The following is a 14,161-nucleotide window of genomic DNA, read 5'->3' as shown; positions in this document are numbered from 1 at the left end:
TTAATATGATGCTCAAAGGCATTCTTTTGATTTATTAATTAGCTGAAAGAATTGATGTTTTTACAACGAGCGCACTTTATTTGTACACAACCGCTTCCTTTTGCCAGCAATTTCCCACAAAACTTACAGCGTAATTCACGATAGATTTGCATTTGCATCCACTCCTGTATCAGATAGAATGCCTCGGTCTCTAGAGACTAAGGCGGCCTTAGAAGTCAATGCAGGCATGCTCTGCTTGGCTGGCGTAACAGTGTTGCCGCACTGTTACGTCGCCGTCCCACTTATATTTAAAATCCTCCCAAAGGCCGCCTTATTCAGACGGCCTTTTATTTATATTTGCCTACAAATAGCGCAACTCTTTCGCTTTTGCGATGATACGTTCAGCGACTTTAGCCTCAACCGCCGGAAGCAGATGGGCACCGCCGTCTTGTGAGAGTGACAACGGCATTACGCCGTCCGTTTGCGCTTTTTTATCCGCCTCATTTGGCGTGAGGCCGCTATCCGTCCAAATCTGATCAGATAAAATATATTGCTCAATATCAAAGACATTATTGCCATATTTAAACTTGAGCCAATTATTAAATTGATCCTTGAGCTGATGTCGGTATGGGTGGTTTTCTTTAGCCCAACCCGGCTTATTATCAGCCCATACAGTCAGGACAATATAACGGGGAGACTCTTTAGGCTGAACTTGTTGAATACATTTTTCAATATAGCCTTCAATACGCGCCAAAACCGTCTGCCAGTTACCGACATTGGCGCCGTTAATGTCGTTTTTTGCGGTTGCCAACACGCAAATACCATCGACACTGCCGCTATTTTTCAGGCGTACCGGATATTTTTTGCCCGGAACAACGCTGTGAGCCTGGCTATCGCGCGGAATGACTTTAATATTGGCGGTTTGGCCGGTCATGACCGCCTCAATGTCATCGCCAATAATAACGACGGTAGAGTGCATACTGAAAGGCGTAACGCCTTCGCCGTAAACCAACTCGCCATCAACCATCACGCCATTTGCTTTAGCCGGAATAGTATCGACTTTAAAAGTAACTTCCACCGGGCTGCCGTTCATCGACATCAAGGCATACGCAGCCAGGCTGCCGCCCTGTGCGTTGTTTACAACCGGCAGATTTTCAGCGGCGGCAACACTCACAGCCTGACCGCCGATACGCGCATTGGTGGAGTCGCCGAAGAAATTGAGGCTACGCTTCAATGCAGAAGGAGGGGAAGGAGGAGCCACCGGGCGTTCCGCCTCTTTCGGAGGAATAACAGGGCCGGACGGCATAACGGTATGACGTCCATGCTCGACCGGTGCACCAATATATTGAATGCCGAATCGGTCGCCTTGCTGCAAGGTATCAGCAATATTTTCAGGCTTGGCGCAATAACGCAGGTCAATAATACAGTTGTGCGGCTGTACCAAAGCGTAGCCGTCCTGCTCATCGGTTAACGCGACTAATTTATTGTCACGCAAAGAGAAATTGACCCAATCACCGGCACGCGTACCCTCAGACACTTTTACCTTCACACGCGTCAAGGTAGTGGCTTCAAATTTTAAAATGTCGCCAATACCGACACCCAACACTTCAGTTCGCATAAAACCTCCTCAAAATAATAATAATTATTTTAAGACGTTATACGAAAGCAACGCCTGGCTGTACTGCACTTATCCTTATACGCCCAGCTCTAAAACAGTAGTATCGGGAGCCTGCCCAAGGATACGGTTGCTCAAGACATCATAAAACACGCGCTGATTTAAAGCGGCTTGCCCGCTTAAAACAAGATTGCCGCCACTTTGCGTTTGCGCCGCCCATGAGCCGCCGCCCAAATCGCCCGTTATTTTGGCAATGCCGCGCTGTTCGCGGTTGAGCAGTGCCGTCAGGTTTTGATACAGATTAGTCATTTTGTTATCCCCAACAAAAAGATAAAAGGCCGTCTGAACATGGCTTTCAGACGGCCTTTAAAGCATCTTTAAACCAGCTTTAATCATTCTCAAAATAGCGGTCTATCGTTACATTTTGAGTAACGACAGGGGCGTCGTTTTCGATTTTGACTTCGACCGACACACCAACCACCACGCCTTGCCAACTCCCCGAAGGCTCATTGATTTGCCAAATCTCGCCTAAATTCGCCATAGGAATGGCGTATTTATCCGATACCGGCAAAGACACCGTTTCGCGCTTATGAACGCCAGTCTCGCTTAAAGCGGCGATACCGGCGGCAAGCAAGACCGGCTGGTCGGTATAAAGCGTATTGGTCAGCGCGGAGGCACGCGGCTCGCGGTTGCTGCCGTTGCGGTACACATCCGCGCCTTTGCCCTTGTTATGGCTCGGCCAAACATAAACCCCATTGGCACGCTCCGATACATTGCGCTGGCCGCTGATGCTGAAAATCACGCTGACAGGGACACTGACATCGGCAGGCGCATCGGAAACCTCCCAAGAAGCCTTTTTCCATTTGGGCTTAAAGCGGACAACAGGTCGGGCGCGGTCGCTCTCCACAAATCCCCCGGCGGCTTGAGCCAGCTCTTGTAAAACAGCAATCGGCGTTTTATCGGTCAACGAATACACGTCTCCCGGAATCAACCAATCAACCATCGTCCAGCCGTCCAAATCCACACCTGTCGGGCGTAAAACCTCCGTTGCGATTTGTTGCGCATAAATCGGATTGCGGTATGTACCGCGGCCTTTAGGCGCATAGTCCGCGCCCAAACGGGCGGTAACACTGCGGCCGGTTACCGTATAGCTCTTTTGTCCGAAGCGGCGGTTGTCGCTGTAATCTTCCGCGATGATGACAAAAGTATCCGCATTGATTTGCACCTCGATTTCGGCTTCCCGGCCTTTCGGGCGGACATCAGGATTAATCTTGGCGAAATCATCGGGCGAAACCGTCAAACTGCCTTGCCAACAATAACCGGCAGTGTCCGTCGTAAAGGACGCAGAAAACAGCCCAATCGGCTGGCCGTCGACCGTAGCCTTAATAATATTTTGCATGATATATCCGTCTAAAACAGGAGTGCTTACCGTATCAAAACAAGCAAACGGTAGCGGAATATGGCGCGCATCGTGTGCAATCTTTTTGCGGTAAAACCGCAGGTTCAGCCGATTTGAAGGCGGGCGGATACCGCAAACATAAGTTTCAGGCACAGGCTCCGGCTCAACCGGAATCTCATAATACTCGCAAGGCACAGCCAAAGCAGGCAGGCTTTGCGGATGCGCACAGCGTGCCAATACCGCCGCCTCGCGCACCTCCGACACCAAACAATCGCCAACCGGCGCGTCATCGGAAAACACACTCTCCGAACACGCCGCCAAAGCCTCGCCAAGACCCGCCGCCGATTGATCCGCATTACAGCCGCTTAGAAACAAATCATCGGGGAAAGCATCATGCAGACAGCCGTCCAAACCATCCATTCCAGCCTGCACCGCCTGCATACACCCGGCAACCCCGTCAGACAAGCCGACCGTTTCATGCAGGCAGCTTTCCAACTCAGGCATATCCGAAAAGGCCGTCTGAAAACAAACCGCCTCCCCGACAGCCTCCGCCGTTATCCCCGACACTTGGGCAGCAATGCCGCCCAAATCATAACGACCGGCCGCGCACACTGCCTGCGTTGACACTGCCTGCTGCACAAAGCCACACGCCCCCGAAACAGTCGCATAACCATCCGGAGGGCGGTACGGATTAGGCTTAGGCGGCGTATCGGGAACAATCTCGCCGCCATCCTCAATATGGCGTAAAGGCCGTCTGAACGCCAACGGCAAAAGCCTGGACGACGGACGGGAGCCAATCGCCAAGCCGAAAGGCAAAGGGATACGCGCCGAATCATCATAAATTTTGTCTTCGGACATTTCAGACGGCCTCAACCGCCGCCGTCACGCTCGACATAAGGCTTAATAAAATCATAAGAAACAGGCTCGTATTGCTTTTTATAATCCGTCGCCACCATCAAATACTCCTCGTCTTCCTTGAGCCGGTCAAAGCGGTAGCTGCCGTCTTCTTTGCTCCAACAATCCGCAATACATTCCATTGTAGGGCGGGCAAACAGATAAATACGGCGCGAAGCCGGCTGGCCGCCCACCGTAACAATGCCCGTACCTTCGCCGGCGATATAGCCGTGGCCGCCGTATTTCCAATGCGGCGACTTGACAGTACGGCTTCGCCCAATCCGATTGACGATTTTGCTACGCAACTTGCCGCGCTTAACGGCAATACGGCTGCGGAAAACGTAATTCGGCATGGCTTACAGCTCCCAGGCCGTGAGGTTTACCAAAAAAGAGCCCCCGCCAATTGTATTGATATACATAAATCTGTCTTCGCTATCGTCTAAATTGTCGTAAACCGTTCCCATCGGAATAACGTCAACCGAGGGCATGACTTCGCCAATTTTCATAAAACCGGGAAACAATCCGCGAAGCGCATATCTGTCATTACCGATTCCTTCCATTAGATAAATATCATCCGCTATGAAACCACCTGTAATAGGACTAGGATAGCTACCATAATTAGCATATGCTTTGCTGGTAAATTTTAGAACAGAAGCAATATCTCCTTTATAATCACGCATCGGTATCACAAAAATAACAACTTCACTGCCTGTGCCATAAACAAAATTCTCATCTACATCTGATACATATCCAAGCAGGGTATTGGCTTCATCAGCCACGGCGAGACTGCAGAAATTGCCAAAAATAAAAAACGAGCAATAATCCTTCCATAAAATAATTAAAGTAAATGCGCGCTCATTTCCGACTACAACCCATTGGATCTTATCCAGGTTATTGTCGTTTTTTTTGTAAATGAAATTGTGAAATCCACTGCTGTTGATAACCTTTTGTTTGACTTTCCCCGCCTTTGCCGATGTCGGCTCCAAAAGACCGCATAAATCAACGTATCTTGCACGGTCTCCATATTTTGAGTCATCCACCCCCAGCCACCACTTTGTCGCCTTCGGGTGCGTACTGCGGAAGCAGGCTTCTTGCGTCTTTTCAAACGCCATTTCCCAGCCCAGCCCGTCCTTGCGTTTATTGCCCTCGCCATAACCAGTAACCAGGCAGGCTTTTAAAATCGTTTTAATGCTGCCTGCCGCCGATTCAACCTGCGGCGCACCCTCATCATCCCAGCGGTAAACCTTTACCGGCACACGTTGCGTATCAAACATTTCAGACGGCCTTTCTTTTTACTTCAATTTTAAAACCCCATTAAAACAAAAGCCCCTAAAATCGGGGCTTGGCATAGTTGCACTCACTTGCTTGTTTCTATTTTGTTTTATTAATTTCAGCGGAAATAAGTAATTTTCGCCTGACTGCCGCTTGCATCGACGGAGCAGCTAAATTGCGCACGCAACATAGCCCCGAAACTGTTTTGCGAATCGACATATCCGCTTATTTCAAACGTCCCATCGGCATTTTCACGTCGTTGCCACCCTCCGAAATCAGCCGAAGAAGGCGATTTTAAAATACCCGTTACCGCGCTTTCGCAGGCTGATTGCGCCTGATATACGCTCGGCTTGGATGACGTGCCGCCGTTTTTAAATGTAAACCAAAGCATCGGGATGGAAACCAGAATCCCGGTGCCGATCAATTTCAAGAAATCAGACCCTCCGCTTTTTTTATTTTTCTGTCTGAGCTTTTCTCTTTCTTTCGCTTTTTCGCTTTCTTCTTTGGCTAGATCGGGATTTTCGGCATGGAGGATTTTATCGTATTCCGCTTTTGCCGCCGGATTCAGCAAATATTCGCGACACCATCTTATCTCATCCAATTCCAGCTCCTGTCGCTCCGCAGCACGCCTCAAAGCCCGTTTAATCTCTTCTTCCGTTGCAGATGACATAATCCCAAGAAGTTTGTAATAGTTTTCCATTTCATTCTCCATATTTATTTTAAATAATGCATTCTAAAACAAACGGCATAAAAAAGAAACAAACGGTATAAAGGCCGTCTGAAAGTCCTATTCAGACGGCCTTATCTTTTATTCGGCCACCGTATTGCCGCGCAAACACGCGGTAAAACCATCACGGCCGTTTTGCTTGTCCGGCGAAGGCTGGACACTGCGCAAAATCCAAACGGGCAACGGCGTGCCGTAGGTATTGAAGCGGATACAGTTCTGCGTCGACCAGCCGCCGCCGAATGCGGCCGCCTTGAGCGTGAAATACGGCTTGCCGGTTGCCGGATTGGTCGGCGCAAGATCGGTCAGGGTATCGCTTTTTGCGACCAAGCCCAGCCGCTCGCCGTAAAGCTCGAATTGGGTTGCAGTAATGAATTTAATCAGCCACCGCTCGGTAATCGCGCCGTTGCTGGCCAACTTAATCGGGTAGTCTTTGACATTGGTACGCGCCAAAATAGGCTCCCCGCGTTGCGCGTCACTCCACACATTGTCCCATGCCTGTTGCGAAAACGGCTCGGTAGCGCGCACCAGCAAATCGCCGCCGATCAGGGCGGAAGACACAAATGTGTTCTCCTTCGGATAATTGCGCCCAATTGCAAACTGGAGTTTCAGACGGCCTGAAATATCGACGCCTGTCACACGGTTTTCCTCTTCCCACGCGCACACGGCCGTCAGCGGCAGGGTATATTGCGACAAGTCCAACGGCTCGGCAAAAGTAATGCTGCCCGCTTTGAGGTCTGCCGTGTATTTCTCGGCGAGGACGTGTTTGCCCTTGCTGTCGACCAAGCATAGGCGGTCGATATTTTGACGGTTGAGCGTGATTTTTTGAGCGGCGGTAAACGCGCTGCCCAAATCCTGCTTGAGACGGTTGGAAATCACGATCATATCGCCCTTGCGGAACACAGGGACGCGTCCATCGGCAGGCAGGCGTACGGCATCAATGCCGATAATCGACGAATCCAAAGGCAGGTTGTCTTGGGTCACGGCGTTGTAGCGTAAATCTTCAGGGTAAAAACCCTCATCGCGCTTGATTTCATAAAAGCCTGTCTCGTAGTCGATTTTGCCTGTGATGCCGCCGGTAATTTCGCCTGCGGCGTTGCTTCTGCCGACAATTTCGCCACTACCTGCGTAAACGGTAAAGCTTTCAGGCTTAACCGGCGCAGCAGGTGTGCGGCCTGCATAACCATAACCCTTGATCTGTGGCTGACGTACGATACCGCCTGTAATTTTAAGATTCAGGAAGGCAATATTACGGTCATTGATAATGACTTTACCGTCAGTAGTCAACGTACCGACTGCATCGCCCGAGCCTCCTACTGCATTCCAATTCTTATAAAGCGTACCGCCTCGCTCGACAATCTCTGTCTCGCCGTCATGAAATGACCAGGTATCAAAAACACAGACGCTTCCTTGATCAAAGTCGCTCAAAACATTAAATAACAAGCCGCCGTTCAAGCTGCCACGACGTTTTTTTACTGAAGCTGGATCACTAGTCAGGTAATCTGCATACCAACTGACTATTTTTCCATAACGGCTTATTTCTTTGGTCTCAAGCTGTTTTAAGTACTTATGTACTGTATCCCAAACTCTTTGTTCAACTATCGATCTTTCATGACCGATAACCTGTAACACCGCTTTAGGCACGATCATTGTCGACCCTACACCACTCACACCCTCGGCTTTTAGACCGCCGATTGTGAACTCGCCATTTTTCGCAGGGTTGGCGGACAATACAATTTTAAAACCGCCTGAACCAGTTTTTACTCCCATTACTTATCCTATCTCAATGCTGCCACAGCATAAGCATATTTGTTTGAAACAGTTGTACTTGTATATTCTTCAAAGCTTCCCAAAGCCGTTAAAGAAACAGTACGCAAATCCGGTACTGCCGTACCTAATGTGATATTCCACACCTCTCCTTTTTCCTCCGCGGTCAGCCCACGCCCATCAGCAAGACCAACCTGAATGCGCTCAGGCTCGTCGCAAACATAATCGACCGAAGTAGAGTCAATATAAGCCGGCAATTTAATCGTACCGTTCAAATAATCCACGTTGCCAGTTGCATCACCTGTTAATTTTCCTGCGCTATCGTCTTGCGCTCTTTTCTTACCGTTATTTTGCCAAGTAAGCACCAGCGTTCCCGGCTTAATTGAATGTCCCAGGGAATAAGTACACTCCCCGTTTGCCGCCTTGGGCAGATTATTTCCGCCCGTCTTCCCGCCATCAAAAGACGTAAAACCAGAGGAGTCTCCCCATTGGAACACCAAACGGCTACCAACATCTGGAAGAGACGGCAGATTAAGCAATACACTGCCTGTTGCAGACGACACCGTACCTACACTTTTACCGGCCTCATCCCGTAACACGCCGTCGCCGGAATCGGTCAAGACATACCAAACGCCCAAAGCCATAAAAGACACTTTTAAACTACCCAAAGCAGGATTAGGTCTAAGCAAAGGGGCAAATGATGTACCGTGATTGGTTTCTTTAATTTCTACCGCAAAAGCATATCGAGCGGATGATGCTTTAGCACCCGGAACCGCAGTTACCGTGTAATGACCTGTCGGCAAACCACTCAAACGCCCATTGGCGTAATCAGCATTGACAACATTGTCGCCGCTTTTAAGTTGACCGAGTCCATTGTCTGTGTAGTTCCCAACCTTGATACTGCCGGGTAAAACAGCTGAAGGCAAAGTCAACGTCCCATTGCTGACATGCCCTGCAAAAAGCTGCTTTTCCGGCGCAGCAGCGACCCATGCTTCCCCGGGAACCGGGTATTCATCCGCATAAGGGGTCTCGACTGTCGAGGTCGGCACAAGCTTTTCGTAAATGCTTGACACCGTCAGCGCGGCATCTCCTGCCGAAAGGCCGTCTGATACAGGTTTTACGCCATAATAAGCCGCGGAATCTGCAACTTGGGTTTCCAAAATCTTAACTTTAGGCGCGGCATAACCCTTGGTCGGATAATCGACACCGTCAAAATCTCGGGTTAACGGATTGCTGATTTCCATTTTGACTACACGGCGCGGCACTTCCTCGACCTCACCGTTTGATTTTGGAATCTCAAAAATGCGCACTTCGTCTTCGATGTTGATAATGCGGAAATACTCCGTGATACGGCGCGTTACATCTTTGGTTTTTTCCTCATATTGCAGGCAATAACGCTCGCCAACCTTCGGCAAAGGAGCTTCCACACGTTGATATGCCTGCACGAGGCGCACGCCAGCCAAATGGCGACCCAATAACGTCATGCGGCTCTCCACCGTCGGCACGGAATACGCCTCAATGCGCGGCATAATATCCGCGCGGCTCTCGCCGTAGTTGCGCGCCTTAAACGCCAAGAAAGACACGTTTTCGGAGGTCGGCGGCTCGGTAATGACAAAATGACCGCCGTAAAGCGGCTCGGAATCATTGCGCAAGACGGCAGGGTACAGCAGACGCGCGTCCAGGCTGCCCATCGTGCGGTCAACGTCCGAGACGGGTGGGAAAATCTCGTTATCCTCGCCGGTCAGCGGTTGGCCGACCATCAAACCGCCGCCATCAGGCGTATCGGTCATGCGCTGGCTGGGGTAAATCTGCAAATCCTGCTGCGTTAGGCGCGTTGTTTTTTCCATTTTGAAACCTTTTTAAATCCTGTTTAAACCTACTTTCAGACGAAATTAAAACGTCATCAGGCAGAGCTGGGCAGTGTATCGCTCGCTATCCGCTTCCGGCGTCGAGTAATGCACCGGCTCGACATTGTTCAACGCCGCGTTGTGGGTACGCCAAATAACATTAAATTCGCGGCCGTCGTAATGCGTCAGTGTCATTTCCAACTCGGGGACATCCGTCCAATCGCGCAATGTACGCAAGATACTTAAATCAAGCCACACCCAATCGCCCAACAGCGTAATCGGGCGGCCGTTGGCCTTAATGCCTTGCTGGATGACCAATCCGCCCGACAAGGTGCGCTGCGGCGCGGCCTGCGCCACCTTGTTCCATTCAAATTCATCTTCCCAGCGCATATCCTGCGGCAGATGTACAGCCACGCCGGTGTCTTTCCGTTTCAGCGTCCACTCTTGATTTGCCATTTCAGACGGCCTTTGCGTATTTTTCTCAAACCAAATTAAAACAAAAGCCCCGAGAATCGGGGCTTGGCATGATTGCAGTCAGATGTTTGCAGGCCGTCTGAATTATGTCGTGCGCTTTAATGATGCTTCCAAACTAGTCATAAAACCGTTAACAGCTTTCTCGGCAACTGCCTGGTCGCGCTGCGCCAAAATTTGGTTGAGCTTTTCCGGATCGATATTAACCTGCGTATTGCCGATTTGTTGCAACCGCTGGGCAGCATTACTGTTCCCCTGAAAACCTTGGTTGCGAACCTGCTCTTGCGCGGCAGATTCGGCGCGCTTGCTGCGCTGCCTGCTGTAAATCTGTTGCTGCAAGTCGATTTGCCGCTGATATTCGCGCGCAACATCGGTTTGCTTGAGGCGGTTGGCATTGTCGAGTTTTTGTTGCAGCTCACGGATTTTTCTTTCTTGCTGCAAAGAATAAACCGCCTCTGTATTGCCATTCAGCTCGGCAAGCTCGGCCTCAAGCGCGCGGGTTGCATCATGTGCTTCTTGACGCAGGGCATTCAGTCGGCGTTGGGCATCGGATATCGCGTTGCGGAATTTGGTCAGCTCAGTATTCCCCAATTTATCGGCAGCACGAGAGGCTGCACTGGCTGCATCGTTCAAGATATCCTGTGTTACTGCGCCTTGAGCAGAAGCATTGGTCAGCCTTTGCATCGCGGTATTCGCGTTGTAAATCTGTTGCGTGTACTCTTTCATCTGAGCAGTGCGGAATGTGGCCTCCATGCCCAACTTAATCCCGGAAAACTGTCGGTTCATTAAATCCAGCTGCTCATTATTGAGCTTATAAAATCCAGCCGTTTGCGTCAGACGGTAGCCATAATCACTAAACGATTTAGACGCATTTGCCGCCGCTTTTGCTGCATTGTCTGCCTCCACTGCCGCCTCTTTGTTGGCTGTCGCCACTTTTCTGACCGATTGGGCATGATTTTCCGCTGCTTGCGAGCCTTTGTCATGCGCGGCTTTCGCGGCTTCACCTGTTTTAGCGGCAGTATCGTTCAGCCCTTGATAAGCGGTTTTGGCTTTTTCCGCACCGCCCGACGCCGCATCGCCCAAACGGGCAAGCTGCTCCTGCGTCAACAGTGCCGCGTCGCCACTGGCTTTGAGCTGGTGTTGAAACTCGGCAAATTCCTCCTTGCTTTTAAGTTTGCCCATCATAGCCTCAAAGGCTGCCTGTATCAGCTTGGCATCTTTTTGACCGGCCGCCGCCGCTTCTGTCGAGGCCGTCTGAAAATCAGCAAATGCCTGCCGCGCATCACTGCTGATTCCCGTCATCACGGCCTTGCTGTCCACGCCGAGTTTGGCGAAGGCGTCGGCAACTTTGTCCGTCGACTCCCTTGCCGTATCTCCGATTTTCTTAATTTCCTCGGCCGTCAGCCCTGATTGCTTGCCTACCTTTTCCAATTCGGCCAAAAGAGCATCGGTTGATTCTTTGCTGTCCATCTGCTTGAGCGCGGCTTGAAACACCCGGCTCATCTGCTCGGCATCATTACCAAACTGAGAAGCAACACGCGAAAAATTGGCAATACCTTCCGCCGCCTTTTTACTCATTCCTGTGGTTACTTCTTCTGCCGTCAAACCCAAAGCCTCAAGGGCTTTTTGTGCTGCGGCAAGCTCGCCTGTATCTGCGCTGATTTTGACGTTTTTCTTGTCAAGTTCGGCTTTCAGTTCGGCGGTTTTGGTGCGCACATTTTCCAGCTTGATTGCCAGCTCGCTGTAAAAGTCGCTGGTTTCGCGACCGTCGGCACGCAAGGCGGCCATACTGTGTTCCAACGCTGACAACTCTGTTGCAGACGCTCGATATTCGGCTTGCAGGGCTTTGACGGCGGCTGCCTCTTCTTCGGCAGCTTTTTTCTTGGCGGCGGCGGCTTTTTCGGCAGCTTCCTGGGCTTTTTTATCCGCTATCTCCAACTCACGCTTAATTTGGGCTTCGGTTTTGAAAAACTCGTGATACTTGTCGAGACCGCCGGTGGTAAACAGGCTATCCAAAATAGCAGGAATACGGGCGAGGTTATCGCCGAAAATTTTTGCTAAATCCGTGTTTTCGCGCAGCCAGCCGCCCACACCACGGCCGACCTCAAAAGCCGCAAAAAGTAATCCGGCATTGGATGCCGCCGTCTTGAGATTTTGAGCCAACGCTCCCGCAGCCGCCGCGCCATTACCGAAACCGTTACCGGCAGCAGCGGATTTGAGCGCGATGCCCAGCTCTCGTGCAGCGACAGTGGTCGACAGGATAGATGCTTTGGTTGCTTCAATTCCGACACGCTGGGTCGCAAATGATGCTGATACCGCACCACCAGTCAGGCGGACAGCCGCCTCATAAGCCTTGACGGCAACTGCGCCTGCTGCAAACAGCGTGGCAAGTTGCGTCAAAACCGGAAACTCTTCGGTAATCGCTCCGATTGCGCTTGCCACACTGCCGGCCGTACTCGCCAATAGAGACACCAAAGGCAGCAGCTTTTCGCCGACCTCGATGGCAACGTTGATGATTTCCTGCTTGGCTTTGTTGATTTGCGCCTCGCTGGTGGACATGGCGTTTGCCACCTCTTTTTGCATCGCGCCGACGACTTGTCCCTTGTCAGCGACCAAGCCCAAAGCCTTTTCGTACTCGCCGAGCGAGCCGACCAAGAGGGCGATGTCGTCGCTGTACTCGGTGCCGAAGAGTTGCGAGAGCGTCAGGGCGCGGCTTTGTTTGTCCAAGCCTTCAAGTTTATGCAGGAACTCGGTCAAGGCCTGCTGCGGATTCGCGGCGATATTGGCCGCCATCTCGTCTGCGGACGTACCGATACCTTCCAAGGCCGCCTGAAAGTCTTTGCCCTGGCTTTGCGCGGTTTGCAGTTTTTGCAGCATGGCGTTGATGGCGGTCGCAGCCACTTCGGGCGGTTTGCCCAATGCGATAAAGGCGTCGGCAAGCGCGGCGGCTTCGTCTGCGGCCAAGCCGAACTGTTTCGCCGTACCGCCGATACGCGCCATTGCGGCGACAATGTCTTTTTCTCGTGCGGCGGTATTGTTGCCCAAAACGTTGATGGCATCGCCGAGCTTTTCCACTTCGCCGATTGGGAGTTGGAACACGTTGGCAATCGTCGCGGCGGCATTGCCTGCTTCTTCCGCGCTCATTCCAAAGGCAACCGACATCTTGGACGCAATAGCGGTAAATTCCGACAATTTCTCAATCGGAATGCCGAGTTGTCCACCCGCTGCGGCAAGCTCGGCCATTTCAGCAGCGGAAATGCCTAATTCCGCGCCCATTTTCTTCAGCTCGTCTGAAAGTTGAGCGTACTGCTCGTCCGTACCGTCAGCGACTTTTTTCACACCCGCCATCGCGGTTTCAAACTTCATCGCCTCGCGGGTGGCAAACGCCAAGCCGCCTGCACCACCGACCAAGCCCTGAATCTCCGAAGCAACCTCGGCAATAGACGGCTTCACGCCTTTCAGGCTGGCTTCAAGTTCGCGCACCTTGCCTTCCTGCAACTGCGCCGCCCGGGCTAATTCTTCATGCGAGAGTGTGCCGCTGTTTTTAAGCAATTCGTAGGCGTCTTTGGTCTTTTGGATTTCCTGCCGTGCCTTGTCGTCGGTATCGATGCCGAGCTGGATTTTGGCATCGGCGATCGCCTTTAGGGTTTGCGCTTCGGCGGTCAGGCGGTCGAGCTGCGCCGTTGCGGCGGCGGATTCGGACGACAGGCGCGCCTCTTCAGCGGCAAGGTTTTTGACGGACACGCCCGACACCGACATCGCATCGCGGGCGGCATACAGCTTGCCCGTCAGCTCCGTTTCGCTTTTTGCCAGGCGTTCGGATTCGGCGCGCAGTTTCGCCAAATCGGCCTGCTGTTGCTGCGTACCGCCGCCGCGCATGGATTTCTCCAACGTCGCGGTCAGCTCGTCCAGTGCACGCATTTCTTTAGCGGTATTGTCCAATTCCGCCGACAACGCCTTATATTCTGCAATTGCCGCCTGCTGGGCTTGAGCCTTCGCCAGCGTTGCGCCCAGCTCTTTCGCTTCGGTGGTCAGCTTGCCCGTATCGATGCCCGCCGCCTCGATGGACTGCGCCAGCGCGTCGATGTTTTCAACGCCGGACACGCCCGCCTTAATCTCTAAACCTGCCTGAATATTAGCCATTATTTAATCCTGTTTTAAAACCCGTTTAAAAAAGGCCGTCTGAAACCTGC

General features: G+C 51.6%; 11 protein-coding genes. All 11 read right to left on the bottom strand.

The genetic code is table 11. The features are described 5' to 3' along the window. Positions 1 to 38: 38 nt before the first annotated feature. Positions 39 to 152, bottom strand: a complete 114-nt coding sequence (locus tag HMPREF2596_RS11120; RefSeq protein ID WP_079453713.1) for a zinc finger domain-containing protein — start codon at positions 150 to 152, stop codon at positions 39 to 41. Positions 153 to 340: 188 nt separating this feature from the next. Then, entirely contained in the window at positions 341 to 1,597 is a 1,257-nt protein-coding gene (locus HMPREF2596_RS11485; protein WP_070850917.1) for a hypothetical protein, read from the bottom strand. A gap of 75 nt (positions 1,598 to 1,672) precedes the next feature. Continuing rightward, complete coding sequence (locus tag HMPREF2596_RS09870) at positions 1,673 to 1,903, bottom strand: hypothetical protein (RefSeq protein ID WP_049350574.1); 231 nt, start codon at positions 1,901 to 1,903, stop codon at positions 1,673 to 1,675. 79 nt (positions 1,904 to 1,982) lie between these two features. Further along, positions 1,983 to 3,851 (bottom strand): hypothetical protein, encoded by a 1,869-nt coding sequence (locus HMPREF2596_RS09865; protein WP_070850916.1) that lies wholly within the window; start codon positions 3,849 to 3,851, stop codon positions 1,983 to 1,985. Positions 3,852 to 3,862: 11 nt separating this feature from the next. Then, the gene (locus tag HMPREF2596_RS09860; protein ID WP_070850915.1) at positions 3,863 to 4,240 is read right to left on the bottom strand and encodes a hypothetical protein; all 378 of its coding nucleotides are present in this window, start codon (positions 4,238 to 4,240) and stop codon (positions 3,863 to 3,865) included. A 3-nt stretch (positions 4,241 to 4,243) separates the two neighbouring features. Continuing rightward, the gene (locus tag HMPREF2596_RS09855; protein WP_070850914.1) at positions 4,244 to 5,161 is read right to left on the bottom strand and encodes a hypothetical protein; all 918 of its coding nucleotides are present in this window, start codon (positions 5,159 to 5,161) and stop codon (positions 4,244 to 4,246) included. Positions 5,162 to 5,277: 116 nt separating this feature from the next. After that, on the bottom strand, positions 5,278 to 5,859 hold the full coding sequence (locus HMPREF2596_RS09850; RefSeq protein ID WP_070850913.1) for a J domain-containing protein: 582 nt from the start codon (positions 5,857 to 5,859) through the stop codon (positions 5,278 to 5,280). A 108-nt stretch (positions 5,860 to 5,967) separates the two neighbouring features. Further along, positions 5,968 to 7,653 carry a hypothetical protein gene (locus HMPREF2596_RS09845; protein WP_070850912.1) on the bottom strand — a complete coding sequence of 562 codons (1,686 nt, stop codon included), beginning with the start codon at positions 7,651 to 7,653 and terminating at the stop codon, positions 5,968 to 5,970. A gap of 8 nt (positions 7,654 to 7,661) precedes the next feature. After that, a complete protein-coding gene (locus HMPREF2596_RS09840) occupies positions 7,662 to 9,497 on the bottom strand; it encodes a hypothetical protein (protein WP_283140430.1) in 1,836 nt (611 codons plus the stop codon). Positions 9,498 to 9,542: 45 nt separating this feature from the next. Beyond that, positions 9,543 to 9,953, bottom strand: coding sequence for a hypothetical protein (locus HMPREF2596_RS09835; RefSeq protein ID WP_070850911.1), 411 nt, complete (start codon positions 9,951 to 9,953; stop codon positions 9,543 to 9,545). Between the two features lie 102 nt (positions 9,954 to 10,055). Continuing rightward, positions 10,056 to 14,111 (bottom strand): phage tail tape measure protein, encoded by a 4,056-nt coding sequence (locus tag HMPREF2596_RS09830; RefSeq protein WP_070850910.1) that lies wholly within the window; start codon positions 14,109 to 14,111, stop codon positions 10,056 to 10,058. Positions 14,112 to 14,161 lie beyond the last annotated feature (50 nt).

Source organism: Neisseria sp. HMSC078C12 (assembly GCF_001838065.1).
In the GTDB taxonomy this organism is placed as follows: Bacteria; Pseudomonadota; Gammaproteobacteria; order Burkholderiales; family Neisseriaceae; genus Neisseria.
Note: the sequence above shows the minus strand (reverse complement) of the source record. Positions and strands in the feature narration are given on the sequence as shown.

Bases quoted from the DNA above. Each gene is read 5' to 3' on its own strand.
- HMPREF2596_RS11485 (WP_070850917.1), bottom strand. From the start codon at position 1,597: ATGCGAACTGAAGTGTTGGGTGTCGGTATTGGCGACATTTTAAAATTT.
- HMPREF2596_RS11120 (WP_079453713.1), bottom strand. From the start codon at position 152: ATGCAAATCTATCGTGAATTACGCTGTAAGTTTTGTGGGAAATTGCTG.
- HMPREF2596_RS09845 (WP_070850912.1), bottom strand. From the start codon at position 7,653: ATGGGAGTAAAAACTGGTTCAGGCGGTTTTAAAATTGTATTGTCCGCC.
- HMPREF2596_RS09860 (WP_070850915.1), bottom strand. From the start codon at position 4,240: ATGCCGAATTACGTTTTCCGCAGCCGTATTGCCGTTAAGCGCGGCAAG.
- HMPREF2596_RS09835 (WP_070850911.1), bottom strand. From the start codon at position 9,953: ATGGCAAATCAAGAGTGGACGCTGAAACGGAAAGACACCGGCGTGGCT.
- HMPREF2596_RS09865 (WP_070850916.1), bottom strand. From the start codon at position 3,851: ATGTCCGAAGACAAAATTTATGATGATTCGGCGCGTATCCCTTTGCCT.
- HMPREF2596_RS09830 (WP_070850910.1), bottom strand. From the start codon at position 14,111: ATGGCTAATATTCAGGCAGGTTTAGAGATTAAGGCGGGCGTGTCCGGC.
- HMPREF2596_RS09855 (WP_070850914.1), bottom strand. From the start codon at position 5,161: ATGTTTGATACGCAACGTGTGCCGGTAAAGGTTTACCGCTGGGATGAT.
- HMPREF2596_RS09870 (WP_049350574.1), bottom strand. From the start codon at position 1,903: ATGACTAATCTGTATCAAAACCTGACGGCACTGCTCAACCGCGAACAG.
- HMPREF2596_RS09850 (WP_070850913.1), bottom strand. From the start codon at position 5,859: ATGGAAAACTATTACAAACTTCTTGGGATTATGTCATCTGCAACGGAA.
- HMPREF2596_RS09840 (WP_283140430.1), bottom strand. From the start codon at position 9,497: ATGGAAAAAACAACGCGCCTAACGCAGCAGGATTTGCAGATTTACCCC.